At 62.6% G+C, this 14,448-nt stretch carries 12 protein-coding genes; 6 read left to right on the forward strand and 6 right to left on the reverse strand.

What is annotated here, in order from left to right; translation table 11 throughout:
• Positions 1–53: 53 nt before the first annotated feature.
• From M1D74_RS01545 to M1D74_RS01555, 3 genes are all read right to left on the reverse strand, one after another.
• Positions 54–1,373: an ABC transporter substrate-binding protein gene (locus tag M1D74_RS01545; RefSeq protein ID WP_458116252.1), complete on the reverse strand. Its 1,320-nt coding sequence runs from the start codon at positions 1,371–1,373 to the stop codon at positions 54–56.
• A gap of 104 nt (positions 1,374–1,477) precedes the next feature.
• A complete protein-coding gene (locus M1D74_RS01550) occupies positions 1,478–2,557 on the reverse strand; it encodes a substrate-binding domain-containing protein (protein WP_458116253.1) in 1,080 nt (359 codons plus the stop codon).
• A 106-nt stretch (positions 2,558–2,663) separates the two neighbouring features.
• Positions 2,664–5,441: an exo-rhamnogalacturonan lyase family protein gene (locus M1D74_RS01555; RefSeq protein WP_458117113.1), complete on the reverse strand. Its 2,778-nt coding sequence runs from the start codon at positions 5,439–5,441 to the stop codon at positions 2,664–2,666.
• 237 nt (positions 5,442–5,678) lie between these two features.
• Between M1D74_RS01555 and M1D74_RS01560 the strand changes: the two genes are divergently transcribed.
• The gene (locus M1D74_RS01560; RefSeq protein ID WP_458116254.1) at positions 5,679–7,628 is read left to right on the forward strand and encodes a DUF2264 domain-containing protein; all 1,950 of its coding nucleotides are present in this window, start codon (positions 5,679–5,681) and stop codon (positions 7,626–7,628) included.
• 72 nt (positions 7,629–7,700) lie between these two features.
• Here M1D74_RS01560 and M1D74_RS01565 read toward each other — a convergent pair whose 3' ends face one another.
• Complete coding sequence (locus M1D74_RS01565; RefSeq protein ID WP_458116255.1) at positions 7,701–8,534, reverse strand: rhamnogalacturonan acetylesterase; 834 nt, start codon at positions 8,532–8,534, stop codon at positions 7,701–7,703.
• Between the two features lie 36 nt (positions 8,535–8,570).
• Positions 8,571–10,421 carry a rhamnogalacturonan lyase family protein gene (locus tag M1D74_RS01570; RefSeq protein ID WP_458116256.1) on the reverse strand — a complete coding sequence of 617 codons (1,851 nt, stop codon included), beginning with the start codon at positions 10,419–10,421 and terminating at the stop codon, positions 8,571–8,573.
• Between the two features lie 178 nt (positions 10,422–10,599).
• Between M1D74_RS01570 and M1D74_RS01575 the strand changes: the two genes are divergently transcribed.
• From M1D74_RS01575 to M1D74_RS01595, 5 genes are all read left to right on the forward strand, one after another.
• Positions 10,600–11,241 carry a nucleoside/nucleotide kinase family protein gene (locus tag M1D74_RS01575; protein ID WP_458116257.1) on the forward strand — a complete coding sequence of 214 codons (642 nt, stop codon included), beginning with the start codon at positions 10,600–10,602 and terminating at the stop codon, positions 11,239–11,241.
• A gap of 118 nt (positions 11,242–11,359) precedes the next feature.
• Complete coding sequence (locus M1D74_RS01580; RefSeq protein WP_458116258.1) at positions 11,360–11,851, forward strand: DUF2975 domain-containing protein; 492 nt, start codon at positions 11,360–11,362, stop codon at positions 11,849–11,851.
• On the forward strand, positions 11,851–12,105 hold the full coding sequence (locus tag M1D74_RS01585) for a helix-turn-helix domain-containing protein (protein WP_458116259.1): 255 nt from the start codon (positions 11,851–11,853) through the stop codon (positions 12,103–12,105). Before M1D74_RS01580 ends, M1D74_RS01585 begins: the two co-directional genes overlap by 1 nt.
• A 34-nt stretch (positions 12,106–12,139) precedes the next feature.
• A complete protein-coding gene (locus tag M1D74_RS01590) occupies positions 12,140–12,214 on the forward strand; it encodes a hypothetical protein (protein WP_458117114.1) in 75 nt (24 codons plus the stop codon).
• An 81-nt stretch (positions 12,215–12,295) separates the two neighbouring features.
• Entirely contained in the window at positions 12,296–13,312 is a 1,017-nt protein-coding gene (locus tag M1D74_RS01595) for a magnesium and cobalt transport protein CorA (protein ID WP_458116260.1), read from the forward strand.
• Between the two features lie 9 nt (positions 13,313–13,321).
• Here M1D74_RS01595 and M1D74_RS01600 read toward each other — a convergent pair whose 3' ends face one another.
• Positions 13,322–14,368, reverse strand: a complete 1,047-nt coding sequence (locus tag M1D74_RS01600; protein ID WP_458116261.1) for a D-2-hydroxyacid dehydrogenase — start codon at positions 14,366–14,368, stop codon at positions 13,322–13,324.
• Positions 14,369–14,448 lie beyond the last annotated feature (80 nt).

A 14,448-nucleotide genomic window follows, 5' to 3' on the forward strand; every position in this document is an offset into this window, starting at 1 on the left:
AGCGGTGCCGCACGGACGGCCTGGATTTGTCCGTGCGGCACCGCCAGCTTCGGTCAGGACCGTCCGAGGGCCGATTCAGCCTCGTCGAACCACAGCTGAGCTGCGTCCGCGGCGTCGACGGCGTCGAACGCGAGGTCCTGGTGAATCCGCACGAAAGCTTCTTCCATGGAGCCAAGACCCTCGACCGGCGGCGGGGCCGCTCCGGACAGGTCCTCTTCAATGGAGGCTTCGTACTCGACAAGCTGGGCGTCCAGGCCCTCGGCTGCCATGCCTTCCACCGCGGAAGACGACGACGGCACGCCGCGCGAAGCCCCGAAGATTTCTCCTACCTCGGGCGAGTTGATCAGGAAATCGATGAACTCGGCGGCCTCGTCCGGGTGTTCCGAGTTGGCGCCGATCGCCATCATGAGACCGGGCTTGAGAAACATCGAGCGGTCGCCGCTGTCTGAAGCGGGGACGGGGAGCATGCTCAGTTCCGGTGCTGCAGGCCCCTCAGAGAAGCGCACAAGGAAGTTGTCCCAGCTGATGTCCGTGGCGACCTCGCCCGATCCGAGGGCATCCACACCCTGGAGCTGTTCGAGCCGCTCCGGCGGGAGGACCGCATTCGCTTCGCGAAGGGCCTCCCCGCGCGACCACCAGCGTTCCAGATCTTCAGGGGCGAAACCCAGCTGGCCGTCAGCGGTCGCGAACTGCTTGCCTTCCTGCTGCAGCCACATCTGGAAGGCCCAGAAGATCGCGGTGTAATCCATGGCCCCGTAGACCTGCGGGTCCTTCGATGCTCCTGCTTCGGCGACTTCAGCAAGGAACGCATCGTACTCGTCCCAGGTGAGGTCGGCCGACGGCGCTTCGACGCCCAGCTCGGCCAGCAGCGGGTCGTTGATGAGGGTGGACAATGTGCTTGCCGCCGAGGCGATCGCGTAGGTCTCACCTTCGACCTCGCCGGCAGCGGCAAGGGTCTCGTTGATGGTGGACGTATCGATGACATCGCCGATGTAGTCATTGAGCGGCACCAGCTGATTGGTTGACGCGTACTGGTTGATGTACGCGAGGTCCATCTGGATGACGTCGGGAAGACTGCCGCCCGCCGCTTCGGTATTGCGGGCTGTCCAGTAGTCACCGAAGCCGGCGAACGTCGTCTGGATAGTGACGCCTTCGTTTTCTGCCTCAAAGAGGTCGATCGCTTTCTCGTACCTCTCGGAACGGCTTGCGTCACCCCAGAAGGAGAGCGTCAGAGTGACCTCCTCTGCGCCGCCACCACCTTCGGAGCCGCCGCCGGCACTGCAGCCGGACAGCAGCAGGCCGAGGGCAGCTACGCTGGCGGCCCACTTGAGTTTGGGTGGAGCGGCGGTATGAGTCTTTCGCAGTGCGGACATAGGAGCCTCCTTGCTCGTGGCCTGAAACGGTACAACGGGATCTACTGTGACAGACGACACTGCAAGGGCTGTCTATCCGAACAAAAACGGACAAGCCGAGAAAGCTAGGGCTTCCCTGCCCCGCAGGAGGCCCTCACGGTCAGCCGCGGCAGCAGTTGAAGATGCCGGACCGGTCGGCCTGCGTCTTTCGCCTCCATTCGCTCAAGCAGGAGCCGCAACGCTCCCCGACCGACTTCCCGACGCGGCGGCGTGACCGCGGTGAGCGGCACGTGAGCGAACTCTGCGAGCTCGTCGTCATAGGCGACGACGGCAAGATCCTCCGGAACACTGATACCCATGCTGTCGGCCAGTTCGACCAGCTGCGCCGCATGATGGTCGGTATGCACGAGTACGGCCCGGGTGCCGGAGGTACGGCACTCCTCGATGAGCTCAGCAAGGGCGACATTCAGGGCGCGCGGATCATCGTCACCCTTGGGCAGCACGTGCACGGCGGGGTCCTCGATGCCGAAACGCTCGACCGCCTGGAAATACCCCGCCTTCACCCAGCGGGCAGTGGGTGTCCTGTCGTACAGTGCGAGCCTGATGCGGCGGTGTCCCAGCTGTGCCAAATGACGCACGGCGAGCGACGCCCCATGCGCATGATCGCTACGGACATGCTCGAACTCGTGGCCGATCACCAACCCGTCCACAACCCGCTCCAGCAAGACCACAGGAACGGGCAGGTCACTCAACCAATCAACCAGCGACGAGACATCTTCCGGAATCGTCGGAGCCAGAATCAATCCCTCGACGCCCAGGGCGAGAAGCCGTTCGACGCGGGCCTTTTCTATCTCCCGGTCGTAGTGCGAGAGACCCAGCACCAGCCGAACGCGCCTGCTGGCAGCCATCGACTCCATCCCGCGCACGACTTCCGGGAAATAGGACGTTGTGGAGGGCACAAGAACACCGACAAGCGTCTGGCTGCTTTCCGGCGGGCGGCGGGCCTTCACGACGGCGAGAGCCCCGCCATGCACTTTGGTCAGTAGCCCGGCGGCGTCCAGTTCAGCGATGTCGCGCCGGATTGTCACGCTATTTACACCGAGCTTCTCGGCGACGTCTGCCGACCGCACCGTGCCGTGCAGCTCAATCTCCCGAAGGATATGTTTATGCCTGGTGCGCGGCAGCATCGTCGATACCTCACTCATTAATGGACCTCCTCGTGCACGAAAATGTTCGTTTTGTTTCGTGCACTAACAAGTGTGCGCCCGTGCGGACCGGAATGGGTCCGCACGGGCGTGGTGGCTAAGACATTCACATTCTGAGGTTGCTTGGCAGCTTGTCGCCGATCAACGCAAGGTTCTGGATCGCGGCCAGCGCGTACTGGCTCGTCGCGTTGGTTGACACGAAGGGCGCCTCGTCGAACGGCTCAAGGACGTAAGGCGCCTCGACTCGCTGGGTCTTCCACTTGGTACCGCGGACATAGCCGTTCCTGCCCACACCAAACTCCTCCCAAGCCCGTGCGGCGAGCGCATCATCATCGAGTGCCTCTGCGGCATAGGCGGTGACCCGGCTGTGCGGCTGTTGCAGATTGAGACTGCCGAAGTCGTAGCCCGTCTCCTCCTTCTGCTGCGCCCGGGAGGCGTTGTAGAGCCGGCAGTACTGTAGCCATGCATCCTCGAAACCGGGAACCTCGAGTTCGGTGCCCTTGGTCAGGGAGATCAATTCCGAATTGATTTCCACGAGGCCGAACACTGCTGAAAGGTGCGAGACATCCAGTGGTCCCTCTTCGACGTAACGACCCTTGTCCAGGTCATACAGGCCATTGGCGTGGATGAACCCGTTCGTGAAGCCGGCGATGTCCGCCATGGTGCCGAGCAGCCGGTCACGCGCCGATGGATCGCCGTCACGCTCCCATTCAGTGAGCCAGGCAGCCGCCAGTCCACTCCAATCCGTACCTGTTCCAACCGACAAAGCATTCCGGTCGGGCTCGTACGGCTCGGTGCGGATCTTCCGGATAGGGTCGAGCCCGAGGAAGGTTTGGTCCGAGTCGACCAGTTCTCGTAGCAGGTCACCGGTGCGCTCGTCCGCCGTGAGGAAGTAGTAAAACCGACGGTAGGCGGCCGTGCTGATACGCAGTTGCTTGGCACTATCCGCCCAGTGCTGCACGCCGTGGCGGGTACCCAGCTTGGCCCATTCACCCAGATGGTAGACGTCCACTTCGCCGGTGTGGCGCGTCATGTCCTCCGCGAAGCGGAAGATGTCCGCCCGGCCTGACCGCAGATAGGCGTACCAGAGCCACAGATCCGGTGAAAGCTCGGAGTTGGCCCAGGCATAACCCCCGATGTCGTAGCGCCACTGGTGCCTGTCGCCGTCGTAGGTGTGCATGACGTCGCCGAAGTCCCAGAATCCGTACCATCGGTGGGTCTCCTTTTGCTTCACGTAGTAATCGAAGAGGAAGTCGAGTCGATCCTCGATCGTGTTGCGGGCGACGTTGTCATCGCGTACCGGCTCTGACCAGTCGCCGAACACCCCGGCGGAACGCAATGCTCCCGGAGATGCCACGAGCAGCGGCGGCTGGCGGACCGCAGCGGCATAGTTGGCGAGAGTCTCAACGGGCGGCGTAGCTTCAACGGGAACAACCATCAACTCGCTGGTGCGCGCCACCCCATACGGTGTTCCGAATCCGGGTTCGTAATCCTCATAGGTGACGTTGAGAGCATCCAGCTGTTTCTCGTAAGTATCCAGTCCGAGACCGTCATGATAGAACCGCATATCCATTTCGCCGGCGTCGGGCGACCATAGCCACATGGTGATCGAGGCCGTCTCACCAGCAGCGCCGCTGATGTCCAACTGGGTGGGGTTCAGCTCCCAGAAGTTCTTGAGACCGATACCGAGACCGCCACTGATTCCCCCCACGTAGGCGAAGCCATCCGAGCGGCTGCCGTGGCTGACCCGCACCCAGCCGGTGCCCTTCTTGGTGCGCTTCCGGAGGGTGAAGCCGTCGCTGTTCGCTTGTGACAGCGAGTAGTCCCCGAATGCGGGAATGTAATCCAGCCTGCTCGATACGCGCGTGTCCCATGAGGAGATAGGGGGTGTCGGACGCCCTGCAACCTGCGCCTTCCGTACGTTCTCCCCTGGGTCACGGCGCAGGCCCGTGATCGGGCGGACTGCCTCCGCGAGGAATCCTCCTCCTTGGCCTGCGACACGAACATGCCTGTCGTGCAGCGCATCGATCATCGGAACTTCGAATCGGATCCCCAGACCCCGCAGCACGTCCTCTGCAGGGTCACCATCCCAGACGAAGGTGTGCATGAGACGGAAGCTTTCAGCTCCCGCGATGAAGACCAGCCTTACAGTGAACGGAAGCCATTTCTTTCCCTTGCCGGCGTGGATTCCCTTCACGCGAACGACGGCGCGGAGCGGCCCTTTCTGCTCGACGGCCACCTCTTCGACCTGGCCAAGGAACTCATTGATATGCGGCGGCCGGCCGTTGGTCTCTTCCGTGTAGCCCTTCTGGTGCAGGCTGACGAGCCGGCCGTTGACGGCCACGTTCTTTCCGGCCCTGGCAATCGCTGAAACCAAAACGTCTCCAGAACGGGGGATCGTTGTCCTGGCCACCCCGGTGTCAACTACAACTTCCGCCGAACTCTCCTGCACAGTCACCGGTGCCTTCGGCGGCGCTGGTGCTGTCCCCGGTACGAGGGTGTACGACTCTGCCGATTCGCCTGCTCCTACGGCGTGTCCCGTCCACTTGAGGGAACCGTCGGGCCAGCGGGCCGTAGCCCAAGATTGTAGGGGTACGTTACGTCCATCCGATGCCTGCAGGCCGATCTCGTTGGGGTCGCTGACGGTTCCCTTCGGCCAGGCGACTCCCCAAGTGCTGCCTGCTACTCCTGCGGCAGATCCGTCCAGCCAGCTGAGCGGTACTTTGCCGTCGCCCGTGGGTGCAGGGCGTGCCGGGACGGTGTTTCTTGGAGTGAGTCCGAGCGCTGATGATGCGTTGTTCATGATTCCTGCGGCCAGGACACTGGTGGCAGTGGTCCCGTGCAGGAATGTACGACGTGTGAGTGGCGACATTGGTCCTCCCATCGTGCGGCAACCCCAGTGGTGCCGATTCTTCGCCGAGATTAGGCGCTGCCGCGCGTACGCACCTGAAGAACGGACATCATCGGACATGCCTCTTCAGGGGAAGTCTCCGCCCGGTCAGTGGACAGTGCAGCAGCCTGCGGTCGCAATTTGTCCGATTAGCGGTGTGCTGCACGACAGACTGGTTAGCGTTGTAACCTTCGGCGCCGACGCCGAACATAGTGATGAAGGAAATGCCGCATGACCCACAGCGATGTGCTCAGCGCTCCGCCGCTGAACTTCGACCTTTCTCCCTTCACCGGTCTGACCAGGGAGCACTGGGAACACGTGGCCGATCGGCTTCTGGACTCAGTGCGCCAGTACGCGCAGCCGGGGAATAGTTTCATTTCCCTGCCGGGCATCACCAGTGGCAGCGGGCCGGAAAGCGATGCCCTGGAAGGGTTTGCACGCAGCTTTCTAACGGCAGGTTTTCGGTTGAAGGGTTCGCCGGAGAGCGACCCGCACAACCTGGCCGAATGGTACGCCGAGGGTTTGGCTAACGGCACGGATCCCGCTTCCCCTGGGTATTGGCCGGTACCTTCCGAAACCCAGCAGGCCAAGGTGGAAGCTGCTTCCATCGCCCTGGTGCTCATGATGACGCGTCGACAGCTCTGGGACCGGCTCGACGATGGTGTGCAGCAGCGGATCGCCGATTGGATGTCCACTGTGATCGGAGGTAGCTATCCGGTCACCAATTGGGTCTGGTTCCAGATCGTCGTCGAAGAATTCCTGCGCTCCGTGGGAGCGCCGTACTCGCAGGAAGACCTGAACCTCCGCCTATCCCAGCACGAGTCCTTCGTGGCCGAAAATGGCTGGTACTCGGACGGCAACCGTCGGGCATACGACCACTACTGCGGCTGGGCGCTGCAACTGTACCCGCTGTTGTGGACAGACCTCTCCGACTCGGAGGAAGCCCGGCGGCTTCGCCCGATCTACACGGATCGTTTCCGTTCCTACATCCAGGATGCTGCGCACTTACAGGGAGCCGACGGCGCTCCGCTCATTCAGGGGAGGAGCCTGATCTACCGTTACGCAACCGCTGCGCCATTGTGGGTGGATTCCTACTGCGAGATCAACGAACTGAAGCCGGGCCTCGTCCGCCGCGCTTCCTCCGGCATGCTCAAGTACTTCCTCGATCATGGCGTACCTGACGAACGCGGCCTCCTTTCGGTCGGGTGGCACGGTGAGTGGAATCCCATGGCACAGGGTTATTCGGGAGCAGCCTCCCCTTATTGGGCCAGCAAGGGAATGCTCGGTCTGGCCCTTCCCGCCGACCACCCAGTGTGGACAAGCGCCGAGGAGCCGCTTCCGGTGGAGGAGGGGGACTTTGCGCTGACTATGCCCGCTGCCGGGTGGTTGGTGTCGGGAACACAGAACGACGGCGTCGTCCGTATCTTCAATCACGGAACGGACCGAGCTTCCGAGGGGGACCTCCGAACGGATTCGCCTTTGTACGCTCGGTTCGGATACTCGACCGCGACCTTTCCTCCGCTGGTCGGGGACACAGTGATGAACCCGCTGGATCAGTCAGTCGTCGTCCTTGACGAGCAGGGGCGGGCAAGCCATCGCACAGGATTCCAGACGCTGGCCGTTCAGGAGCGTGAGGACGTCCTCGTAGGTGTTTCCCGGTCCCGGGCACACTGGGTGGAAGTGGAAGATTTACCGGCCCGCGATCACGGCCTCGGACAGGAGGGCCCAGTGACTACGGGTCCCTGGATTACGGTCGCGTCCGTCGTGAAGCAGGGCAGTGAAGTGCGGATCATCCGACTCGACGGAGCGCACGATGCCGACGTGACAGGCTCTGCCTTGCGTGTTGGAGGCTGGGCCGTCTCAGGCGAGACCGTTCAGGTGCGCGGGGCACTCGCAGAGTCGGGAGGCAAGCTTTCGACCATGAGGAATCTTGCGGGGTTGGATCAGAGTGGGGTGGAGGTTTTGACCGACGTCACGCCGCTCGGGCAGGAGACCGGCATCCCGTGGCTTGCAGTGGAGACGCCTGCGGAGGGGATGTTCTACGCTTGTGAGGTTTCGCTGAGAGGTTCGCAGGTGGAGTCGGCGCCCAGAGCGCGAATAGCGGAACTCGTAGGTGATTCGGTCACCCTGACCTGGGACGACGGGTCAGCCATCACCGTGGAACTTCCCGCCCCGCGCTGACCGGGAGGTCAAGCCGATCATAGAAGCGCCGGTCAGTTGAAATGACTGACCGGCGCTTCTGGCGTGCTGGTTCTACTCGGGTGCCGGCGGCGGGGTGGTGCCCTCAGGCCAGGTGAACCACGACGCCGGTACTTCCTCATCCAACCGCCGGACGTATCCTTCGGACAGGACGCCGGAGCTGAGCAGGCCCTCGGCGAACATGCGGGCGATCGCTGCTGCTCCCGGGGGATTGAAATGAGTGTTGTCCCGCCGGCCGTCATCGGTGTAGAGGAAATATTTCTTGGTTTCTTCCGGGCCGAGCTGCTGCCACAGGGCGAGTGTTTGTGCCTGTACGTCAATGAGCGGGACGCTTTCTTGGGCGGCAAGCGCCCGCATGGCAGCCGGGTAGTCTCCGTGGGTGGTGTACGCGTTCTGGTTGCGGTCGAACCGGCGGCGTTCAGCAGGAGTCGCAAGCACCGGCGTCGCGCCCTGCGCTCGCGCACCGTCGATGTACTGCCGGAGGTAGGCCTGGAAGGTGGTCCACGGTTCGGTGTAGCGCTTAGGATCTGCCGATTTCTGGTCGTTATGCCCGAACTGCACCAGTAGAACGTCGCCGGGGCGGATAGCATTCAGGATCCCCGCGAGATGGCCCTCGTCGATGAAGCTCTTCGAGCTCCTGCCGCTCAGCGCTCGGTTGTCGACGACGGCCCGCGGCGTCAGGTAGAACGGCAACACCATTCCCGAGCCCGTTTCCGGCGCGACATCCTGATGCTTCTGTCCGGCGGTCGAATCACCGGCGATGAACACCCTCTTGCTTCCCGGGACGGTGGCTGTGGCAAAGGCTGATGCCGCCGTCGTACCGACGATGGCCGTGGCGCCGAGTGCGGCGAGGGCTGATCGTCGTGTGATGGTCCTTGCTTCTGACATGGTCGAGACCTGTTCCTTTCCCATCAAGTGGTCGAGTTACGGCCGGCGGCCGGTGTAGCTGATGTTCGGTTCGGGCGGTTGTGCCATACCGGCACCGAGGAAATAGTCGACGTGATGCGACTGGACATATCCCTTGAGTGTCATGCCGTTCCGGTAGGACGGATTGTGGGCCAGGGTGTAGAGCCGGGTGTCGGTCGGCTGATCGGTGGTGAAGATGATCAGCTCATCGAATTCGGGGCTGGTAAGTACCACTTCCTCGCGCCAGTCGCCGAGAATGTCACCGAGGAAGAGTGGATTGGCCGAATCGCCGAGCGCATTCACTGCCCCGTAGCGCCAGGTGCTTTCGACGCGGGGAAGGGATCCGGTTCGAGTCGGCTTCGCAGGATCCCACTCCTCGATCTTGCCGTCATTGAACAGTTCCAGGAGGAGGTCGCCGTCCCACCACACCCCGAGGTGCGGCCACGGGCGGAGGCTCGGGTCCGGCTCGGTAAGTTGGTTCGTCGGAGCGTTGAAGAGCCCGGAGAAGGACCAGGCCTCCATACCCGGGAAGCGGGGATCGACGTCGCCGACCATGCCGCGGCCGACGTCGGTGTCTCCGCCTTCCCCGAAGTGCTGCCAGAGGATCGAGCCGTCCGAAGCGTCGTAGTAGTACTCGAGCAGGCCCGACGGGTTGCGTTGCTGCACCCCGTAGCCCTCAAGGCCGGGACGGGACGGGTCCATGTCGGCGATGTGGAAACGGTCCCCGTGGACCACTCCCTTATCCCCGAGACTGTAACGCAGCGTGCCGTCGCCGTTCAGGACGAAGCCGATCTCTGCGATCTCGTCCTTGCCGTCGCCATCGACATCGACGATGCGCGTGTTGTGCCCGTCAGGCGCGTTCTGGTCGCCGCGCAGCCACTTCCACTGCTGGGTCAGCGACTTTCCGTCGAACTGCCAGGCCGCAACCATCAAATTGAAGTCCCCGTTACCGGTCCGGTTCTTCATGTAGGCGACCAGGCTGGGGGTCTTGCCGTCCAGGTAGCCGGCACCCAAACGGGCGTACATGGGACCGTCGGAAATGTAGTCATCAGGGACCGGGGCAGTGGCACGCGCTCGTCCGGTACGCCCGTCGAGGATGGCCATGAACTGCTGGGTGTCGTCGTCGGCCATGAACGTCTCTCCATCGCCGAAGGTGACTCCGTTGGCGATGCGTACGGCCACCTCCGAGCGCCCGTCGCTGTCGAAGTCGTAGACGGTCACCCCGTCGTTGTGGCCAACATTGAGCGTTGCCGAACCTCCCTCGATGTTGTCCTGGTCCAGACTGTTGGGCCCCATGCTCATCTCCCACAGGAGGGACCCGTCACTCTTGTAGGCCTGCAGCTGTTGGGGTGCCGTCTGACGATCGATGACGTAGTCGTAGGCGCCGTCGCCGTCGAGGTCCCCGACCCAGAGAAATTTGATCGGACCACCGGCTTCCAGCGGAATCCGAACCGCAGGTTCGACCGCGTTGCCTGCCGCAAGGGTGAAGGCCTTGCTCGGTGGCTCCTCCTGTTGCCCGAGGACGGCGCGCACGCGGTAGCTGTTCTCTTTACTGGTATTCGCCGTGGTGTCCACGAAGTTCGTTCCTTCGAGCAGTACGTCTCCATTGAGTCTTGTGAATTCACCTCCGTCCGTGGACCGGTAGACATTGAAACCCAATCCGTCCGGATCCAAGCCGAGCGATCTCCAACTAACGAGCACCTCGGTGCTACTGGCACGGACTGCCACAACGCCGCGGTCCAGATTCTCCATCGGCCGGTCTCCGGGTCCTGCCGCCGGCGGCCGACGGTCAGCACCATGCCCTGATTGTGCTGTGGCCGGCACGGACGCCGTCGCCATGGTGATTGCTGTGACGGCGCAGATCGTCACGGACAATATCCGGTGACGCCTGCGCCCTCTTATCCCTAGGGTCATGATTCTCCTCATTGAGTGATTCGGGATTCCCCGTCTGCCTTTCTTAGTCCGGAGACGGTGGGCGGGGAGCGGTCGCCGACAATATCGGACAGCGAGAAGCTATCAAGAGGGGACTTTCTGTCAGGATGGCGGGGTGCATCTCTCGAAACTGGTTGACCGCATCGCGGGGCTGTCCGCACCGGAGGGTGGCGCCGTCGTCGTCGGAATTGCCGGCCCGCCGGGATCGGGGAAGACCACGCTCGCCGAGCGGTTGGTTGCCCGGCTGAACCGGGACCAGCCGCAGCCGGAGAGGCAGCGGTATGCAAACGTGCCCATGGACGGGTTCCATCTTTCGGACCAGGAGCTTGGGCGGCTCGGGCTTCTGGGCTGCAAGGGTGCGCCCGAGACTTTCGACGTTCACGGTTACGCCGCGCTGCTCGAGCGCCTTCGAGCGTCTCGGGATGCGGTGGTTTACGCTCCGGGTTTCGAGCGGACCATTGAACAGCCGATTGCCGGTGTACTCCCGGTTTATCCCTCCGCGGGAACCATCCTCACCGAAGGCAACTACCTGCTGCTCGAACGCCCAGGTTGGCGGGACATCCGCAGCATGTGCACTGAGGTCTGGTACTGCGAGCAGGAGCGCAGTGTGCGGATCGAGCGGCTGATTGAGCGGCACGTCGCGTTCGGGAAGAGCCGCGCTGCAGCGGAAGCGTGGGTAGAGCAGATTGACGAGCCGAACGCGCGGCTGATTGAGGAGGCGAAAGCCAGGGCGGATCTGGTGGTCCGGGCCGGGTAGCGGGACTCGCTATGCGCGTGGAGGGGCGGTGCTCTTGCGTAGGGACTTCGTAGGCGGCGTTGTCTAACCTATCGTCTTTCGATATATTCTCCTTGTAAAACAATCGAAGGAGTCCTCGATGGGTAAGTTGGCCATCCTCGCATTACAGGTCGTTATCGCGATGGTGATTGCGGGGTCGTTGTTCATTCAGCTTTGGATGGTGCCGTTGATCTCTACCGACCTGGAGGAAGCGGGCGTGCCTACCGGGCTGCGCATTACGTTCAACGCCATCGTTGTGTTCGGGATCCTCACCGTGCAGGTCAGCGCTGTCTGCGTATGGAAGTTGCTCACGATGGTCCGCAGCGGCACGGTCTTCTCTCACGGTGCCTTCCGGTATGTCGACATCATCTTCGGGGCCATCACCGCTGCCTCGGTGCTCGTGTTCGCGCTTGCCGTACTTCTCGCACCGGGCGAAATTGCCCCAGGCATCATTCTGCTGATCTGCGGGGCGTCGCTTCTGATCGGTGGCGTCGCATTGATTGTGCTGGTGTTGCGAATGCTTTTGGCACAGGCAGTGGCGCGTGACGCCGAAGCCAAGCACCTGCGCGACGAACTCGACGAGGTGATTTGATGCCGATCATCGTAGACATCGACGTCATGCTGGCCCGCCGCAAGATGCCCGTCGGTGTACTGGCGGAGCGCATCGGAATCACTCCCGCGAACCTGGCGGTGCTGAAGAATGGCCGCGCCAAGGCGGTCCGCTTCACCACGCTCGAAGCCATCTGTGAAATCCTCAATTGCCAGCCCGGTGACGTGCTGCGGTGGGAACCTGATGAGCCGTCGGCTTCCGCCAACAACGACGGCGGCGGTGCCGATTCAGGATAAAATCACCGATTGAGCTTTCGACCTGCTGCGCAAGCTGTCCCAGGACACCAATGTGCGTCTGGCTGATGTGGCTGCAGCACTGATCTACCAGTTGCAGACGTCAAACTGACGCGGGGCTTCGGCCGTGGGAGTGGGTGCACGTGAGAGACTCGCCCAAGCACTGGAAGGAACGAGAGCAAAGGACAATCGGGTGACGATCGTTGACAACGGCGTATACGTGGACGGCCACCGTACTGCCAACCCGGTGAACCTGGATGAGACTTTCGAACTCAAGCGTGACCACGGCGGGATGGCCTGGATCGGGTTGTATCGGCCGGATGCCGCCGAGATTCAACGGGTTGCTGAAGAGTTTGCCCTACACGAGCTGGCCGTTGAGGATGCGCTTCACGGTCACCAGCGCTCCAAGTTGGAGCGTTACGGTGAGACACTGTTTGCCGTCCTGCGTCCTGCACGCTACCTGGACGCGGAGGAGATCGTCGAATTCGGTGAACTTCATGTTTTCATCGGGCCCGACTTCATCGTCACCATCCGTCAGGCTGAGTCGCCTGACCTGGCGAAGGTACGACGACGGCTGGAAGCACTGCCGGAGCTCCTCGCCCTCGGCCCGCAAGCGGTGCTGTATGCAATTCTCGATGAAGTGGTTGACCAGTATGCGCCGGTAGTTGCGGGACTCGAGAATGACATCGACGAGATTGAGGATGAGCTCTTCAACTCCGCTCCTGACGTCGCACGCCGCATCTACGAACTTTCCCGCGAGGTCATCGGCTTCCAGCGCGCAGCACATCCGCTGCGTCCTATGCTCGATGCCCTGCTGCGCGGGGCCGAGAAGTACGACATGGATCTGGAGCTACAGCGCCGCCTTCGCGACGTTCAAGACCATGTGATTCGGGTGATCGAGCGCGTTGATTCCTTCCGAATCCTGCTGCAGAGTGCCCTCTCCGTCCACGCGACACTTGTGACACAGCGGCAGAACGAAGAGATGCGTCATCTTTCGGAAGCCAGTCTCGCCCAGAGCGAGGAAGTGAAGAAGATATCCTCCTGGGCGGCCATTCTTTTTGCACCCACACTGGTGGGCACGGTGTACGGGATGAACTTCGAACACATGCCGGAGCTGGGCTGGGCGTTTGGCTACCCCTTTGCGCTGGCCCTGATGCTCCTGATGGGGATCGGTCTCTATCTCACCTTCAAGCACAAGAGGTGGATGTAGCGCGCCGGTTCAGTAGAACTCGACGGTATCGACAACGTTCAGCATCGGCTCCCCGTCCAGTAAACGCCTCGCGTTCTCTGCGAACAACTCTGCGATTTTCCGCTCCTCGTCCTCATAGGTTCCCGCGTTGTGAGGACTTACGACGACGTTTGGAAGCTCCCAGAGCGGACTGTTCGTTGGAAGCGGTTCCTGTTCAAATACGTCAAGAGCAGCGAACCCGACACGGCCGTCAATCAACGCCTCGGTGAGTGCCTCCTCGTCGATGGTGGTGCCCCGACCGACGTTGACGACCGTGATGCCCGCCTTGACCTGCTCCAGCAAGGTGCGGCTGAGCATGTGACGGGTGGCATCGGTGGCCGGAAGGCAGAGCACCACTGCGTCGACATCGGGAAGCAGCCTGGAGAGTTGCTCCGGCGGGACGATCCGGGAGACCCCCTCTGCTTCAACGCTGCGCCGGTGAACACCGACCACCTCAACTCCCAGCGCACTGAGTTTGCGTGCCACCGCCCGCCCGATCCCGCCCAAGCCGACGACGGCGACGCGCTGGTCCGCGATCAGCGGTACCGGACGCCGTGCTCCCCATGTATGTGCGCGCTGGTCCCGGAGCAGTTGCGGCAAATTCTGCGAGCCTGCCAGCATTCCGAAGACAGCAAATTCGGCCAGCGGCTCGGCATGAACTCCACCCGATGTGGTGAACGTGATGCGTTGCAGCTCCTCCTCGGCCAGCTTCGCCGCTCTGACCTGGTTGCCGCCACCTGCCGGAGTTGTGTGGACCCACCGCAGTCGGCGATTGGCGCGTGCGGCCCTCCCCAGCTCCGCGCCGGACTGACCCGGCACTCCGTACAGTGCGTCCGCACTGTCGATGAGAGCCTCATACGCCGCCTGCTGCTGTGGTGTCCGCTTGAAGTTCCTGTCGCCCAGATGATCCCCCGGGTAAAGCTGTGGCGGCAGCAGCGTCTGATCCCTCACCAGTTCGATCCGCGGCTCCAGTTTCTCGATGAGCTCGCACAGCTGCTCAGGCAGGGGAGTGGGAACGAACACGCGCAGATCCGCCATGATTCTCCTGTCGACTAGGGGTGTGATCGAGCATATGGGATGCCGGTGACCGCGTTCCGCGGGTGCCGTGTTTCGAGGTT

The organism is Arthrobacter sp. D2-10 (genome assembly GCF_054161285.1).